Annotated in this window: 14 protein-coding genes; 9 read left to right on the top strand and 5 right to left on the bottom strand. The window is 60.1% G+C overall.

Translation table 11 applies throughout. The annotated features are described in order from the left end of the window. Positions 1-206 precede the first annotated feature (206 nt). The 9 genes from MUN79_RS29390 to MUN79_RS29350 all read left to right on the top strand — a co-directional run bounded on the left by MUN79_RS29390 (position 207) and on the right by MUN79_RS29350 (position 9,854). Entirely contained in the window at positions 207-887 is a 681-nt protein-coding gene (locus MUN79_RS29390) for a hypothetical protein (RefSeq protein WP_244678637.1), read from the top strand. A 200-nt stretch (positions 888-1,087) separates the two neighbouring features. Next, entirely contained in the window at positions 1,088-2,680 is a 1,593-nt protein-coding gene (locus tag MUN79_RS29385; protein ID WP_244678636.1) for a hypothetical protein, read from the top strand. After that, positions 2,644-4,008: a TroA family protein gene (locus MUN79_RS29380; RefSeq protein WP_244678635.1), complete on the top strand. Its 1,365-nt coding sequence runs from the start codon at positions 2,644-2,646 to the stop codon at positions 4,006-4,008. The genes MUN79_RS29385 and MUN79_RS29380 overlap by 37 nt, the downstream gene beginning before the upstream one ends. Positions 4,009-4,087: 79 nt before the next feature. After that, complete coding sequence (locus tag MUN79_RS29375) at positions 4,088-4,798, top strand: hypothetical protein (protein ID WP_244678634.1); 711 nt, start codon at positions 4,088-4,090, stop codon at positions 4,796-4,798. Further along, a complete protein-coding gene (locus MUN79_RS29370) occupies positions 4,768-5,223 on the top strand; it encodes a DEAD/DEAH box helicase (RefSeq protein WP_244678633.1) in 456 nt (151 codons plus the stop codon). The genes MUN79_RS29375 and MUN79_RS29370 overlap by 31 nt, the downstream gene beginning before the upstream one ends. Next, entirely contained in the window at positions 5,220-6,803 is a 1,584-nt protein-coding gene (locus tag MUN79_RS29365) for a helicase-related protein (RefSeq protein ID WP_244678632.1), read from the top strand. The genes MUN79_RS29370 and MUN79_RS29365 overlap by 4 nt, the downstream gene beginning before the upstream one ends. A 70-nt stretch (positions 6,804-6,873) precedes the next feature. Continuing rightward, on the top strand, positions 6,874-8,715 hold the full coding sequence (locus MUN79_RS29360) for a UvrD-helicase domain-containing protein (protein WP_244678631.1): 1,842 nt from the start codon (positions 6,874-6,876) through the stop codon (positions 8,713-8,715). Between the two features lie 129 nt (positions 8,716-8,844). After that, positions 8,845-9,087: a hypothetical protein gene (locus MUN79_RS29355; protein WP_244678630.1), complete on the top strand. Its 243-nt coding sequence runs from the start codon at positions 8,845-8,847 to the stop codon at positions 9,085-9,087. A gap of 92 nt (positions 9,088-9,179) precedes the next feature. Then, positions 9,180-9,854, top strand: coding sequence for a hypothetical protein (locus tag MUN79_RS29350; protein ID WP_244678629.1), 675 nt, complete (start codon positions 9,180-9,182; stop codon positions 9,852-9,854). 82 nt (positions 9,855-9,936) lie between these two features. On the opposite strand, the gene MUN79_RS29345 is transcribed toward MUN79_RS29350, so the two are convergent. The 5 genes from MUN79_RS29345 to MUN79_RS29325 all read right to left on the bottom strand — a co-directional run bounded on the left by MUN79_RS29345 (position 9,937) and on the right by MUN79_RS29325 (position 15,569). Then, the gene (locus tag MUN79_RS29345) at positions 9,937-11,316 is read right to left on the bottom strand and encodes a Fic/DOC family protein (RefSeq protein WP_244678628.1); all 1,380 of its coding nucleotides are present in this window, start codon (positions 11,314-11,316) and stop codon (positions 9,937-9,939) included. Continuing rightward, positions 11,316-11,588 (bottom strand): antitoxin VbhA family protein, encoded by a 273-nt coding sequence (locus tag MUN79_RS29340; RefSeq protein WP_244678627.1) that lies wholly within the window; start codon positions 11,586-11,588, stop codon positions 11,316-11,318. Before MUN79_RS29340 ends, MUN79_RS29345 begins: the two co-directional genes overlap by 1 nt. 79 nt (positions 11,589-11,667) lie before the next feature. Further along, complete coding sequence (locus tag MUN79_RS29335) at positions 11,668-13,923, bottom strand: type IV secretory system conjugative DNA transfer family protein (RefSeq protein WP_244678626.1); 2,256 nt, start codon at positions 13,921-13,923, stop codon at positions 11,668-11,670. Between the two features lie 32 nt (positions 13,924-13,955). Beyond that, the gene (locus tag MUN79_RS29330) at positions 13,956-14,990 is read right to left on the bottom strand and encodes a DUF5712 family protein (RefSeq protein WP_244678625.1); all 1,035 of its coding nucleotides are present in this window, start codon (positions 14,988-14,990) and stop codon (positions 13,956-13,958) included. Between the two features lie 48 nt (positions 14,991-15,038). Continuing rightward, the gene (locus MUN79_RS29325) at positions 15,039-15,569 is read right to left on the bottom strand and encodes a BfmA/BtgA family mobilization protein (protein ID WP_244678624.1); all 531 of its coding nucleotides are present in this window, start codon (positions 15,567-15,569) and stop codon (positions 15,039-15,041) included. Between the last annotated feature and the right edge of the window lie 292 nt (positions 15,570-15,861).

Here is a 15,861-nt window from a genome sequence, read left to right as displayed (position 1 = left end):
CGGCCAGCAAAGTCGATGAGTGACTTGCCCCCAAACGTGTTGGCTACCGGCGCTCCAGCCCAGCGGCGCAAGGCCAGCTCAGCTTTAGGGATTGCCAGCGGGCCGCTGGGCAAGGGGAAGCTCTCCTGCGAGGTCGGCCGCAACAGGCTGGGATAGATCATAAAGACTTTGGACGATATTGAGTGGTTATTTTAAGCAAGTAACCCATGCCAAAGTACTATGATCAGCGGGAGATAGAGTCGCTGCCCACCCGGGACCTGCTGCGTGACCTGCTGCGCTCCCCGCTGGCCCTCTCAGGGCTGAAAGGGCGGGAACAACCCTACGACTCGCTGCTGGCCCTGCTGCTTGCCTGGGAGAAACCGGATCAACCTCCCACCCTAGCACTGTTGCAGCAGCGCGCCCACCTCAAGGCGACCCGGTTCCGGCCGACCTTGGAACTGCTTTATCAGGCCTTCCTTGCTGCTTTAGCAGCCGAGGAAGCTGTCATCCAGTGCCCACAGGTTACGCACTGCTTCATAATACCAGGTCATAGACAGAACCAGTTGGTCTGGTGCCAGCTGGCCCGCGTCCCACAGGTGGGTGAGAATGTTGAGCTTGACTTTCTCTGGGCTATAACCGGGCACGACACCTACTTTGTGGAGAGCATTACCTCGGAATACCAGGAAGGAAAAATTACCGTGTACCTGCAGCTTGCGGCTGGCCGGTATGATCCCTACTACCAGCTGCTGCTGGCACGCGCCCGCTTCGAGAACAAGCTGACCCACTCCCTGGAGCGGGAGTTGGACGAGGATCAACTGCGAACCTGGCTACATTCCGCCTACGGGGTTACCAAAGCGTCTGCGCCAGTTCCGGATGTACCTGCCTGCCTGCCACGCAAGCGTAGCTAAATCACTAATTGATCCGCGTTATCTGTGTACCTGCCGCCACCTAGACCCATCGTGTTGAAAATCAGACTAGGGGATCGAAGTTGAACATAGGACCTTAATACCTGTGCTATATCTTTCCATTCTGACTAAAACAGGACTCAAAAACAACCTACCTTAGCTCTCTTTGGCACTTAGTGCATTTCTACCCGGTCAATCTTGTTATGCAGCTTGCAAAAATCTATCAGTACTATAAGATCAGCCCCAAGCAGCTGGAAGATATTCTGGGTAAGCACGGAATAAAAGCACAGTTGAAGTTCGTAAGGACGGCTCCGCCTGCTTGGCTAACAATATTGAGTAATGAACTGGGTATTCCCCACCCAGATGACATTGCCCCGCTGGAGACTACGGAGCAGACCTCGGAAGAGCCCCAGCCTCCCCGCAACAATCACACTATTAACCTGGAACTGCTCGCGGAGACGCAAAGCCTGTTAAGTACAACACCGGCTGCAGACGAAAAGGAGCCTTCGCCGGCAGCCCAAGCCGCCCAGCAGCCCAAAGCGGGAGGTCAAAATCGCGCTACCAGACCTAAGAATGCAGCGGCAAAGCAACCCGGGGATGATGAGATGTATCTGGGGCAGGTAGTCGACGTAATTGGAGAACGGGGCTTTGGCTTTCTGCTGAAAAGAGGCGCGAGTGAAAAGCTTTTCTGGCATTTTTCCGCCTTTGGAACCTTGCCCCAGCTAAAGGACTGGGTGCTATTTGCCGAAGGCCCCAGCAGAAAGAAGCCGGGCACCCTGGAGGTTCGTTGGGCACGTCCCCTCAGCCAGAGTCTGGCGTTGCTTCACCGGGTGCAGCAGCACGTGGACGTAGATACCCTCCTGACTCTGCTACGCGTACTACCCGAAGAAGCACGGGCAGCAACCGCTCTGGAACTACTAAGCCGCATCCGCCCGGTAACGGATACCGAGTCGTGGAGTCCGGCCATACAGGCGCTGACAGAAATCAGCCAGCATCTGCCGGCTTTACTTGCCGAGTCGGTGCAAACGGTTCTCAATCGATCGACACCATTTTATGCCTGGCAGCTATGGCTGTACTACCAGTCGCCCCTGGCTGGTCACCTAGCCGTAGCGACTCCACTAGCTCACCTGCTGGCCGCGTCCGAAGCCGCTGTGACGTGGTGGACTAGTACGCCGCACCATACCTTGGCCGGGCTCTGCCTGGCCTGCCTGCCTCAGCAGGACGGTGAACAGCTGCACGCAGATCTGGCCAAGCTTAAAGGACTTCTGGCCAAGATGCACCCCGAGGTTTACAACGAGGTCGTCGCGCTGTGGCTGCAACAGGCGGGCACCACCACTGAGGTCGAGGTCTTCCGTCAGCGCCGCCGTATTGCCCGAATGGCCATTGCGGATGCCGCGAAGGAGCTCGAGCAACAGCTTTTTGAAGCACTTCCCGCCTCCGCACACTTGGAAGTCTGGTTGGAAGAGGAGCATCATGCTTTTCCGCGGGAGACGGCACTCGCCCAGTTCAACATCCTGCCGCCAACGGCTCAGGATAGAGTAGCGGCGCAGCTGACGGATGAAGAGCTGCTTGCGGTGAGTCAGTGGTTAACGCCGGCTAACGGCCCTCTGCTGCTGGACAGGGTGCGGGCCGGCCGGGATCAGCAGCTCCTTGATACCTTTTCCGCTTTGGGCCTTGATCTGGAGAGCGACCGGGAAGTCATCCACGAAATTGCCTGGGGCCGGCCGGGCGCGTGGCATACGGGCCAGGGGATACCGCCGTGGAGGAGCGGGTGCAGCAGCTTCGGTTCCGAGTAGCCGACAGCGCTCCGTACCTGCTGGTGGGACATAACCTAACCGATTTTGACGCACCGGTGCTGGCGGAGCATGACGTGGAGCTGCAAGCGGACTTCCTTTGGGACACGCTCACAGTTGAGATGGCACTAAGCGTGGACTGGCAGGTGCTGGCTCTGCGCACTGCCCACCAGGCGCAAGCGGATGCTGAGATTGCTCTAAAGCTTTTCCTAACCCAGATAAGACGGGTGCTGTTACTTTCCCCAGCGGAGTGGGAAGAGCTATCACCCCTGTTTGGCGCGGCAGTGGTGGACACCTTGACCCGGTTGCGGACGCAGCAGCAGGAAGCATGGTTAACCGCAGCCGATTTGCGACGCGAAGCTGCTGACTACCTGCGGCCGCAGCCGCAGCCCTCCTCGCGACAGCGGTTGCTGCGGGAGCAGCTGCAGCAGAGCACCTCCCCGCGCACACTCGTGCTGGCTCCCACCGAGCTATGGAACGAGTTGCGAACCGAGTCCTTCATGAGCTTCTGGGATTCAGACAACACGCCAGCTCCTTATCGGCAGGTGCTCCAGGAGCCGGTATTGGAACAACTGGTAGACCACCCGGCTGAGCGCGTTATCGCGGGACGATACTTCCGGTATTGCCGGCAAGCCCAGATTCCCACCGTGCCGGCCAATATGGCTCCGGCTTTCCGGCACCGCCTGCAGGCAATCGTGGACTTTAGCAAGTGTCATCACGCCCCGACGACACCATTGTGGCAGGATGGGCTGCGAATCTGCCTGAGTGCGGAGCAGCTGCTGGCGCACCTGACGCAGCTACAGGACCAGCCAGACCTGGAAGTGATCGTCCTGGAGCCTGACCTCATCACGTTAGGCCGCAAGCTGCTGTTGCGGGAGCTGGCCACCGCTGATGTGCTGGCGAGCCCGGCCACCCGGCCCGCATGGATCAAATTTTCTGGTGGCCAGAGCTTCGTAGCGCTCCGCCGTGATCAGGCGGCGGAGCTTGGGGCACAGGTTCCTGCCGCCTATACCAATCTGTGGTTGGAAAAGCATCTGTACGGACAGTTTCGCATCTGGGGCAGCTTTGACTGGGAGGCGCTCCTTACCTCACTGGCGCCGTCGCGAATGCACGTAGTGAGTGGAGCGGAGCGCCCACTTCTTCGTCAGCAGGTAACGTGGCTGGGATTAGCCCAGCTGCCGCTGCAGCGACGGCTGGGCATTACGCCTTTCAACCCGGAAACCATCTACCGTTCCCGCTATTGGCTGCTACAAGCCATTCTGGTTAAGGAAATCTTGGAGCGCAGCAGCTTCTCCCCCTGGTATTGCTCCTGCAGCGGTTCGAGGAAGTAGAGCCCTTGGAGGCATATTTCCGGGTCAGGGTTTTTTCATACCGCGGCGGGAGGCCGCGCTGGGTCGTCGCTTGGAGCTATTGCACCAGTACGGATCGGGCCGGCGGCTCCTGATTGTGCCGATCAGTCAGGCAACGGCCGTGGTAGAAGCTAATTACCTGGGACCGGTTCAGTTTGTGCTGGAAAGCTTCAACCTGCTTGAAAACTACTTTCTGGCCCGGGGCTCCCAGCTATTCGACCGGGCAAGGCTACAGTCCCGGGACGTGGAGGCAAGCGAGTCGGTTGGTTCCCCGGAGAACCGTTCCGCTGAGGACAGCAGCGTGGAGGACGTGCTCGAGCGTGACCTGTTTTTCCTGCTGAAGCTGCAGCAGCCACTGGTGCAGCAGCTGCGCTCCCGGCTACTGGACAACCACGATGACAATCATCTTTGGCTGCTGGACCCCCGCTTGGGTGACTTTCCCGCCCTGGAGCAGTCCTGGCAGATGCAGAAGTACTTCACGGATGCTCTCTGGGCCACCGAGGAGGAATACCTCACTGCCGCTCATACGATCGACCAGGTGCTGCTGAGTGCCCGTCCGGAACAGGAGTTTACGCTGGACCTGGAGGAAGCCAAGACCTTGCTGAGCAAAGTCTTTCTGGAGGGCCATCCCTGGTATGATCACCAGCAGCCCTATCTCAATAAGATCCTTCCCGCCCAGACGGACTTACTGGTCTCGCTGCCCACGGGCGGGGCAAATCCCTGCTGTTCCAGGCCCCGGCCTTGTACCGCAGCGCCTTTACCAACCGGTTGACCATTGTCGTCACGCCCCTCAAGGCCTTGATGGAAGACCAGGTAAATGCCCTGTGGAAGCTTGGCTTTTACAGCAGCGTGGAATACATCAACCAGGATAAGCGGGATGAGCTGCCGCAGATTTACCGTCGGCTGGCGGGCGGGGAGATTTCCCTGTTATTCATAACCCCGGAGCGCTTCCGGAGCGGAGCCTTTACCAAGGCCTTCCTGCAGCGCTTCAATAACGACCAAGGCTTGGAGTACGCGGTGTACGATGAAGCACACTGCATTTCGCAATGGGGGCACGAGTTCCGGCCCGACTACCTGTATTCCGGGAAGGCCGTTCAGCGCTTCCGGGAAGGAAGCTCCCGCCGTTTCCCGGTGCTCTTGTTTTCGGCCACCGTCTCAGAAAAGATCTATCAGGAGTTTACGCAGCTATTTGTATGATAGAGCGACCAGGAGAAATAGCCTATAATCCGGTGCGGGAGCACATCCGCATGAGCTTTGAGCGGGTCAAGGAAGAAGTCCAGCAGGCGGAAACCGTCGTGCGGAACCTGCAGCAGAAGACCTTCGATGCGAGTGTGAGCCGGGTACTTATTTTCGTGCGGACCCGCCGCCGGGCCGAAGAAGCAGTTCAACAGCTTAGTGAGCTGGCCACTGAAGCGGGGCTGCCCTGGGCCGAGCAGATTGATTACTTCCATGCCGGGCTGGATGGCTTTGACCGGGAGCGCAAGTACGCCGCGTATCAGACGGGTGAAACGGTGGTGCTGGTGGCAACCAAGGCCTTCGGCATGGGAATGGATATCAAAAACATCCATTACGTATACCACCTGGGACCCTCTTCCGCCTTTGAGGATTTCCTGCAGGAGGTAGGCCGGGCGGGCCGAAACCGGGCTGCGCTGGAGGCAGCCGGATTCTCTGAAGCCCATCCTATCCAGGCCGTTTGTGTAATGGCCAGCCGGGATTTTCAGGTGCTGCGCGACCTGCAGCACAAATCCGCACTGAGCTGGGAGTACGTGCTGAAGACACAACAGCTGATTCACCAGTATGCGCAGAAGTACCGGGAGCTGGATACACTGGTGCATGAGCCCTTGGCACTGCCGCTGGATTTGTGGCAGCGGGATGCCGATGAGAAAGAAGAGGACGATGTCCGGTTCCGCCTGGCGCTGCACTGGCTGGAACTGCTGGGTCGTATTCGCCTCGGGCTATTTACCCCCTCGTTTCTACCTCTGCTGCTACTGGAGAAGCCCAGCTATCTGAAAATCAAAGACGATACGGAGCGGGCGCAGATGCAGCAATTTATTGCCCAGCTGCACGCATCGAAGTATCGCGAAGCCACCGCTGTGAGCATGCCGATGGAAGAACTCAAAGCGCTATCGGGTAAAAGCCGACACGCCGAGCTGTTCCGGTTTCTGTTTCTGGCCCAGAAGATCAAGGCCATATCCATTGACCGGAAACTGCATCTGGAGCTGACGCAGCTGCGGGAAGCAGAGCTCAAAGCCTGGCAGGAATCCCGCTGGAACAAACGGGACTTGCCGCTGGTGGAGTCGGTGTTTCTGCTGGCGGAGCGTCTCCTGGCCCCAATAGCTCCCCAGACGCAACGCAGCTTGGACGGCAATGAGCTGGACCGGCTGGTGGGGGAAGTGGCGGCTGAACACCTTCAGCCGGACCACATCTATTGGACACCGCTCAAAAAAGGGAAGCCGGTTGACAAGAAGACAACCGCTAAGGATCTGGCAGCGGACTGGCGGGAGAAGCGGGCTAAATTCGCCCTGAAGCTGGTACGGCTGCTGCCTAACACGCGGCTGCAATCCGTCATGAACGTGCGCGACCGCAGTGAGCCGGGCGTAACGCAGCTGATTTATAACGGTAACCGCCACGACTCTCTCTGGCGCAAGCCCCTGGCCGAATTAAAAAAACGGCTCCTGGCGTTGCTACAGTATGTGACTGCTCAGACGCTCACGGGAGAGTACACCTTCAACTACGCCGACATGGTGGTGGCGCTGGAACTGGAAGAAGCGGGGTAGATTATTTAGATAGCCTGCTGTTTCTGGCGCGGGCGCTAGGCTACATCAAAGGGGCGGCAGCTTTATGCCCATGGGCATTGAGCTGTTCCTGCTGGATCAAACCACCCCTGACTACGAGGAACAGTCTTCGCGGGATTACCAGACCCATCAGCAGTTTTTAGAAGGAACGGAGCTTAAAAAGCTTCGGCTGCTGGCTCTGGAATGCCTGGCCGCGATGCCCCATCAAAAACAGGACGCCTTTATCAAGCAGTACTTTGCCTGTGAGGGTAGCGCTGACCTGGTAGGCTTGCTGGCAGATCACCTGGGCCCTGACCATGCCATGCTGCGGGCCTTTCGGCAGGAGGCGCTTAAGGATGCCGAGGAGAAGCTCAGTGCGGAGCAGCGGCAGGTCTATGATGCGCCGCTAAGCGATAACCTGCAGGTGATTGCCGGGCCCGGCAGCGGCAAGACGCACACCCTGACGCTACGCGTCGCTCGCCTGATCCAGAAGAACAATATCCCACCAGACCAGATCCTGGTACTGGCGTACAACCGGGCCGTGGTAGTTGAGCTCAAGGACCGGTTGAGCACGCTGTTTCGGGCCTTGGGTTACGGGCAGCTCATTAAGCGACTGCACGTGTACACCTTCCATGGATTATGCCGGCGCTGCCTGCAAGGAGAGTTGGAGGGCATAGAGTTCAGCCAGTGGGTACCGCAGCTGGCCCGGGCGCTGGCCCATAATCCGCGGCTGATTCGCCAGCAGTTGGGGCCAGTTGAATACGTGTTCGTGGACGAGTTTCAGGACATAACGGGTGAGCGCCTGGCCATGCTCAAAACCATTGCTCCCGTTGGCTCGGCCAAGCTCTGCGTTATTGGCGATCCTAATCAGAGCATTTACGGGTATGAGCGCGTAGCAGAGGGAGGTGAGGTTGACCCGTATCCCTATTATGCGGAGTTTGAGGAGCTGTATCAGCCCCAAAAGCATTACCTAAGCAACAACTACCGCTCCTACCCCGGCATCCTGCAGGCGGCGGCCCGGCTGCTGGCCAATAACCCGGACCGGTTTTCAATTCCACCCCTGCAGCCCGTTCGAAAGCCTGCGCGAAATATGGGCTATTGCGAGCTGCTGTCTTTCCGGGAAACCAAGACTGACTGGAAAGTGAAGCTCGATGAGCTGCTAACAGAAACCGAATACGAGCCGGGCAAGCGCTACCAGCAGGTTGCCGTCATGCTGCGCTCCAACGATGAGGTGTTCCGCGCTTTCAACGAACTGCAGTCCCGAACCCTTCCGCCCGATGTGGCCCTGCGTATCCAAGGGGCCTCCAGCTCGCCGGTAACCTCGCGCGAATTTCAGCACCTGCTTCAGCCCTACCAGCAAAATCCGGAAGCGCCCCTCAGCCCTAACTACCTGCAGGAGTTTGCCCGCGCTAAACAGCAGACGTTGCAAAGCTTTGCCGGCGTGTGGGACGAGTACCTGATCCATCTGGTACATTGCCTGGTACGGGAGTTCAGGGTTGAGCAGGAAGACGACGCCACAAATCAGGACCTGCTGGACTTCATTGATGACATGGCCCGACGTGATGATGGCCATTTCATGAAGCTCTACGAGAAGCACATGCCGGAGCTGGTGCCGGGCCACTCGCGGCGGGAAGTAGTGCTCACGACCATGCACAAGGTGAAAGGGCTGGAGTTTGACGCCGTGCTCATTCCGCCATCCTTTGCCGATTTCGCTACCGATAGGGACGGGAGGCCAGTACTCAACCTGCGCCAGGTGGCGGAGGAAGAGCGGCGGCTGCTGTACGTAGCTTATACCCGGGCCCGGTACCGCTTGGCCGTCATCCAATACGACCGGGAGGCGGCCGTGCAGGAAGGGCGGGCGTACCAGCTGGCCAATAAGGAGCAACGCCTGGCCGGATCGTCAAGCCCGGGCTAGACAAGCTGTTTATCTCCTGGGTGCTCGGGAGGATAGAACGTATGAGTTCATTCGTCACAAGATCAAGATTGGTGACCCCGTGAAGCTTATAAAGGTTCAGAAGGCATTCAACGGAAAATCCTGGGCTGAATGGCAGCTATGGTGCAACGGTTGGCAGGTTGGACAGTTAAGAACGGGGCATTCAAGCAGGAGCCGCGGGTAGACGAGCTGCTGGGGCTGGCGGTCTCCGGCGTTAGCTATTACACCTACCAGGATTCGCAACAATATGATGAGAAACACAACACCGATTACACGCTGAAGAATTGGCGGCAGAATGCCGCTACCCGAGGGCATATCTATCTGGTTGACTTCGCTGGCTACTACAAAGAGTAAAGCAGAGGGAGTTAGCCTGTGGTTTGCTAATCCTTCCACTCCTAAATCCGCTTTGCCATGCCTAAATCCTATCAGCCGGAAGAAACGCCCCGATGAAGTCGGAGGAGATGACGCGTGACTTAGTAACAGTACCCAAGGTGCTGCGCCGCCTTGCTGAGCAGAATGCGGAGTGGCAGCCCCTGGCGAAAGTCTTGTTCGCTCTTGATAGCGACGCAAAGGTTCCCACGGGCAAAAAGCTACAGCAGGACCTAGGTATTTCCCCGTCCAAATACCGCCGCTGGCTTGACGCATTATATGCGGCCTACCTGCACCTGCTGGAAAGCGATGCCGATGCCGTACCCTTCAAGCAGGTAGAGCACCAACTCATCCTGACTGGCCAGCGGGCCTCACAGACATTCAGCTGCCGCCTACCCATCACACCCCGGGTTGGCGAACAGCTACAGCTGGATTTCCTGCGGGCCGTGACCGGAGAATACATGTTCTATGTGGAGAACATCATTCACGATTTGACCGATGGACGCTACTCAGTGCTCGTATATCTCAAACACGGGTATTACAATGCATATCAGCACCAGCTAAAGGAGCGTTCCCGCTTTGAGGAGACCATTGGTCTCGATGTTTTTTTTCATGCGCCGGATTTTCTGCTGGATGACCTGCTACGCGAGCGGTATCCACCACCTGCGGAGTCGTCCAAAGCAGAAGAAGCGCTTGACAAGGCGGAGGCCCGCTACGGGAGACGCTCCTTGTTTGGAAGAAGGAGAAGATGACCACCCAGTGCCTGGTTGTAACGCGCTGATGGCTTTTGTTAGCGGAGCTTGCTTGCCCGGCCTTGACTAGCTGCAGGCAAATTCATCGCTGCAACTGGTCAGCACCCCGAACGGTCAGATCGGGGCTGGCAGATTGTCGCTCGGTCGCCTGGACAGGAAGCTGCAATACCGTTGCGGCATTGCGCAACTCCTCCAGCGAACGACTATTGTTGAGCGCGGGTAGCTTTTCAGCCGTTGCTATTGCCCGGTCGACATTCTCGCGGTTTAATCCTCCCAGGTACGGGTTGCGATCCACGTGGCGGATTGTTTCCTGCAGGCGAGCGGCGGCCAGCGGCTCTCCGTGCTCGCGTAAGACCCGGGCCAGCTGCGTGGCTGCCACACCGAATGCGGCCTGGGCTTGCTCATGAGTGGATGATTGCCCTCCAACCTCTTGCCGAGTGTGCTGAGCAACGCTGTGCTGCCGGGCAATTGTGCTTACCTGGCCGGCTGCTTCCCGAAACCGCCTGGCATCCGTTTGGTCTTGGCGGGCATCGGGTCCCTGCAGGGCGGGATGCTTGGCAATCTTCTCTGCTGCCTGCTGAAACTGGACTAGGTGCGTCTGAACAGCCGCTGGATTCAGGTTTGTCGCCTCTACCCCCTTCCCCACCGCTACGCCCTTCTCGTAATTGCCAGCGCCGGGCATATTGGCCACAATGTCCATCACCCGGTACCCGGTCACCTGCAGCTCGCGCCGGGCATCCATCGCCTGCATCTGCGTTGACAAGGCCGCCAGTGGCCGCGCCTGGCTAGGGTCACGTATCTTTTCTGCTTCGAGCCCTGGGGCCGGACTGATTACCTGCTCAAACATAGCCTTCAAGGCCTGCAGGTTCTTGGCTGCTTCCTCGGGCGCGTGCGGACGCACCATAGCCAGGTCGCGGGCCCGGTTGAGCGTGGCCGGGTCGATGCGGGCAAAGTCAACCTGGTAGCCGGCTTCCTTGCCCAGCTGCACAAAAGTAGCCTGCAGCGTGCGTCCGTTGCCATCCCGAAAGGCATGAGTGTGGTTGTACTGGTCAAGGTAGTAGGCGGCCCGCTCAGCAAACTTCTCCGCCGGTAGCCCCTTTAGGTAGTTCTCCTGGCCCAGCTGTGTGCCGATGGCGTTCAGGCGCTGCTCAATCTCCTTGTAGGGCGCGTAGGTCATCGTTTCCTTGAAGCCGGTGACGTACGTAGGCTTATGGCCCTGAAATTCCCGGTCGGCCCGGGTTTCGCCGGCCCACTGGTAGACGCCTTCGAACAGCTTCTGGTGCACCTGCTTGAGGTGGGCATGGTCGTAGCGCCCGCCGGGGATGCCGCCCTGCAGGTTGAGCCGCTGCAGACGCAGCAGGGAGGAGTCGGTTTCGGCCTGAGCTAGTTGCTGGGGATCGGTGATGCCCAGCCGGTTTATCCGTACTCCGTTCTCGTCGCTGAATCGGTCGCCGGCTACCATCAGCGGGCGGATTGGTCCTCAGGGCTGGCCGGGGCCGCGCCCGGCTGGTAGCGCGCCAGCAGCACTGCGTCGTTGAGCTCAATGGCCTCGTCGATGCTCAACTCGCCGTCCACGTAGCGCTGCATGATGGCCACGCTCTCCGGACTCGGTGCCGGGCCGTTGCTCATCAGGATGGCAATGGAGTTGTTGGCGCTGCGCTCCCGCTCTTGGCGAGCGGCGAGCTGCTCGGGGTTCAGGCCGGCCGGGGCCGGCGTAAAAAAGCTCTTCATCATAGGGATTGGAGTCTGGGTGCTGTGTACTTACTCAACACCAAAAAGGGGCTGAACGTCGCTTTCTGATGGGTTTTCGAGGCTATTCCACCTCATTCTTTGTGGCTCCTGCTAAGATGTTTGCGTGCAGGGCCAGGGTTTCTTTTACCTGCTGGCTAACCCGCCGGTAATTATCCTGCACCACCACCGAGAGCATCTCGGCGCTATCCGCTTCGCAGTCGCCGAACGTGGCCACCGGGTGCAGCGGAAAGCGCTCCGGGGTAGCGTCGGCCCGGGAGATGACACCCTGGAAGAAGGTGCGCTCGGTTTCCACGGTCTGGCCGATAAACTCGCCCTGCTGCAGGCTGATGGCGTCCTGCACCCGCACCAGGTTGCGCTCCTGGTAGCTGGTGCTCAGGTTGGAGCTGTGGCTGCCGTGGCTGCCGGCTCCGCCCTGGCTTTTGCCGGTGCTGGTGCTGACCATCTGCTTGTCCTCCCGGCCCACGAGCTCGGAAATGAACTTGGCCGTGTCGAGGGAGTTGACCTTGCCGAAAAACTGGTTGTTGAGGTTGGAGACCATAACCTTCATCTTTTCAGGCCCATAGGCGTCGGTCATTTGAGCCAAATCCTGGGTCATGTAAATAGTGGCCACCTTGTTGCTGCGGGCCGTGGCCGGCAGCAGCTCCAAGCCCGGCACGTACACGGTGGCGGCCTCATCGAGGAAGACGTAGCTGCGGTGCTTGTGCTGCTGATTCATGAGTTTGATGGCCACCGTGATGATGCAGCTGACCACTGGCGAGAAGGTTTCTTTCAGCGTCGGGTCGTTGCCGATGCAGAGCAATGCCGGCTGCTTCGGGTCGTTCAGGTTAAGCGAGAACCCCTCCCCTTTCTCCTCATCGGGCGTGAGCACCCACACGATTTCCGGGGAGTTGATGCGGTTCAGAATCACCTGCAGCGTGCCCACCACGGCGGCTACCTGCTTTTCGGCCCGCTGCTCCACGGCCGTCACGATGCTGCGCACCATGCCGGCGCACTCGGGGTCGGTTTCCAGCATCGAGAGCACGTGCTTGAAGTCCTTGTGGATGGCCGTGGCCACCACGTGGGGAATGGTGCAGTAGCGCGGGAAGTGCTTTTTGTAAAACCAGATGATGCCGGTCAGGTAGGCCACCGCGCTGATGTCGAAAAACTCCATCTTGCGGATGCTGGCCGGGTTGAGGTTGTTGATAATGGCCCGCGAGTACTCCTCGGCAAAGGCCACCACGGGCATATCTTCGGCCCGCAAGGGGTTCACCCGCTCGCTGCGCTGCAGGTCGCGGAAGTTGATGACGTGCAGCACCACCGCCGGCTCGGGCTCCCCGTTGGGCCGCAGCCGCGGCGGACCCGGCCGGCGCCCGGCCAGCTCCAGTGCTTTCTGCGCCGTCTCGGCCAGCACCGGGAATTTGAAGTCGTAGATGAGGCCGGCAAAGTTCTTGGCCGCCAGCTGCTCAATCACCGGCTCCCCGATGGAGTAAGTCTTGCCCGCCCCGGCGCCGCCCAGCACCAGCACGCCCCGGTACGGATTGGGTACGTTCACCCAACCGCCCCCTTCCGTGGGCAGGCTGAACCCATCGGGCGTATCCACTTTCCGGCGCTCCACGCTCAGCCCAAAGTCTGGGCTTTTGGTCAGGGCCTGCAGCAGCCCCACCACGAAGCCGCTGGCCAGTACCAGCATTGCCGCGACGGGGTAGCCCACCCGAATAAAGCCGGCCGAATACGAGGCAATGCCCAGCAGCACGTAGGCGCCGAGCAGGAACAGGCCCGCGCAGCTGGCCACCACGATGCGCACGGCCCGGGGCCGCAGGGGCTTGCGGCGGGCCTGCCCGGGCTTGCGCTCCGGCGTGGACGGCAGAAACACCAACGCCACGGCTACCAGCAGCAACAGCACCCGCAGATACCCGCCCGCCGCGTCGTAGAACCGGCCGGCTTTGACCAGCAGCTTGCCTTTGAACCCCTGCCCGGCGCTGGCCACGCGCACCGCTGCTGCCCCTCCCCTGTTCACCACCTCGTCGCCGGCCCGGCTCGTGCGGGTGGCCAACTCGGCGGCCGGTTTCCCCACCACGGGCGCCGCCTGCCGCTGCAGCCGCGCCCGCCGTGCTTCGGCCCGCTGCTGGTTGAGGATGGCCAGCCGGGCAGCCAGGCGCTGGCTGGGCGTCAGCGGGGGCGCCTGCTGGGCCTGGTGCTGCGCAGCACGGGCGGCAGCTAGCTCCGCCGGGTGCTGGAGCACGTACCACTCGCCGGCCAGCAGGCCTAGCAACGCTAGGCCAATAACCAGCGCAAAAGTTTGAGAAGAGGCCGCCGGCTGGGGAGGATGATTGGTCATAGGGTAGTGGAGAGAATGAAGGGTATGCGGGCTTACATCTCGATGTCGAGCTCCGCGCTGCGGCGGCCGGGCCTCTCGGCTACTTGCTCGGTGCGCTCCGGCTGGTCGGCATGCGTGCTGCGCACCAGGTGCTGCACCGCGTGCAGGGCCGCGGCCGCCTGGCGCTGCGGGGCCGGGGCCTGTTCCCGCCCGGTGCTCAGCAGCTGCAGGGCGTTGTCGATGGGGCGGCCGTCGCGGGCGCGTTCTTCTACCCGGCTCAGCATCCGGTAAAAGGTCTTGTCGAACGCGCGGGCCACAGCTATGTCTTGCACCCGCTCCGGAGCCAGGCGCTGCTCCTGGGGCACCAGCAAGTTGATGCCGGCCACGCGCTCGGTAATCTTCTGTAACCGGCCGGCGTCGCGGGCGGGGTCGCGCGGCCGGGTAGCCCGAGGCCGCAGCTTTTCGTGGGCCTGCGCCTCATAGCCGAACTGCCGCTCAAACTGCCGGCCCGCCGCGGCCTGCCAGCGCATCAGGTCAAACCGCTGCCGGCGCCCACCCGGGTTAAGGGTTATCTGCTGCTTCCGGTCGCGGGCGCTGACGATGATGTGCACGTGGGCCTGCAGGCCTGCCCGCTTGGTACCGGCTTTGGCCGTACCGGCTACCACCTCGGGGTCCGTGCCCCGGTGTGTACGGTCCTGATGCAGGACGGCACCCCAGACCAGGTCCTGGCTGCCGAGCTGCCGGCCGCCGGGCAGGGTGAAGTTCTGCGCGTACTGGCGCATCACCTCGCGGGTGTAGCCCCGGAGCTTGCCGGCGTCGCTGCCGATGTGGGCTAACTCCTGCTCGCTTGGGCTCAGCACCAGGGAATAGAATTTGGCCTCCGTGGCCCGCAGTCCTTTTACGTTGGAGTCGATGCTGTGCAGCAGCTGCGCGGCGCTGAGCTCGTCGGAATCACCGTTAAAAAACGCGGCTTCCTGCCCCTCCCCTACCGCTTCGTGCTGCAAATAATTCAGCGTTTGCGCGCAACTACCGGTGTTGGTATACGCCGCTTTGCCGTGCGTCTTTGGATTAATTAATTTGGCGTACATCAACAATATGGAGTGAATTTAAGCTTGCAGTAACCGACATTTTTCTCCCTATTGCCCCTTCCCTACCGGGCTTTCGGCCGGGTTGCGGCGCTTGCCCGGCCCGTCTTGTTGGGCCGCTTGCAACGCTTCCCGTACCTGCTTTTCTACCGCTTCCTCGTTGCGCTGACGCAGCAGCTGCAGCGCCTGCTGCTGCCGTTGCAGCTGCGCTTCGCTGAGCGTTTCCAACTGCGCGTTCAGGTTGCCCACCAGAATTTCGTTCATGCGCAACACCCGGTCAAGCGTGATGCGGGTGCGCAGCATTTCCTCTAGCATGGCTGTTAGCAGCGTGCGCTCCTGCTCCTGCAGAAAGCCGAACACCCGGTCGCCGAGCTTCTTTATCTGCCGCATGATGAGCTGCCCTTCGCGTGCTTCCGTCTCGCGGGGGTCCAAGCCACGGGTGGCAAAGTAGTCCACCGCCGCACTGGCGTAGGCCCCGAGACTGGCGCCCACTTCGGCCGCGGCCGCTTCGCCTTTCCGGTAAACAATGTTGTCCAGGGTGACTCGCCTGCGTAGCTCCGTGCTCATGGTGATGGTTTCCAATTGGGCCCCAGTGGGCCATTTTCAGCGCTTGAAATCAGTTACTTAGACCTCGTCTGGCCACAAAATCAACTCTGCTGATTGCTAAATCACTCAAGAATAGAGCGTTAGCTCTAGGATTGCAGTGTTCTTCTTGCTAAGGCTATTCTATGATTAGCAAAAAGTTAGTGATAAGCTAGTACGCATCTTTCCTGCTGCGTGTTTATGCCCATCCCTATTTCCGCGCAGTATGGCACCGTGCACGGTGTCCTATTCACGCCACCGACTCTTTTAGAGGCTCTGGCAGGAGGCCACC

The organism is Hymenobacter cellulosilyticus, assembly GCF_022919215.1.
GTDB classification, from domain to species: Bacteria; Bacteroidota; Bacteroidia; order Cytophagales; family Hymenobacteraceae; genus Hymenobacter; species Hymenobacter cellulosilyticus.
This window is presented reverse-complemented; position numbering and strand designations above follow the sequence as displayed.

What these genes read in the sequence shown, in the direction of transcription:
- MUN79_RS29350 (WP_244678629.1), top strand. Translation starts at nt 9,180, where the DNA reads ATGAAGTCGGAGGAGATGACGCGTGACTTAGTAACAGTACCCAAGGTG.
- MUN79_RS29360 (WP_244678631.1), top strand. Translation starts at nt 6,874, where the DNA reads ATGGGCATTGAGCTGTTCCTGCTGGATCAAACCACCCCTGACTACGAG.
- MUN79_RS29335 (WP_244678626.1), bottom strand. Translation starts at nt 13,923, where the DNA reads ATGACCAATCATCCTCCCCAGCCGGCGGCCTCTTCTCAAACTTTTGCG.
- MUN79_RS29355 (WP_244678630.1), top strand. Translation starts at nt 8,845, where the DNA reads ATGGCAGCTATGGTGCAACGGTTGGCAGGTTGGACAGTTAAGAACGGG.
- MUN79_RS29385 (WP_244678636.1), top strand. Translation starts at nt 1,088, where the DNA reads ATGCAGCTTGCAAAAATCTATCAGTACTATAAGATCAGCCCCAAGCAG.
- MUN79_RS29330 (WP_244678625.1), bottom strand. Translation starts at nt 14,990, where the DNA reads ATGTACGCCAAATTAATTAATCCAAAGACGCACGGCAAAGCGGCGTAT.
- MUN79_RS29340 (WP_244678627.1), bottom strand. Translation starts at nt 11,588, where the DNA reads ATGATGAAGAGCTTTTTTACGCCGGCCCCGGCCGGCCTGAACCCCGAG.
- MUN79_RS29345 (WP_244678628.1), bottom strand. Translation starts at nt 11,316, where the DNA reads ATGGTAGCCGGCGACCGATTCAGCGACGAGAACGGAGTACGGATAAAC.
- MUN79_RS29365 (WP_244678632.1), top strand. Translation starts at nt 5,220, where the DNA reads ATGATAGAGCGACCAGGAGAAATAGCCTATAATCCGGTGCGGGAGCAC.
- MUN79_RS29390 (WP_244678637.1), top strand. Translation starts at nt 207, where the DNA reads ATGCCAAAGTACTATGATCAGCGGGAGATAGAGTCGCTGCCCACCCGG.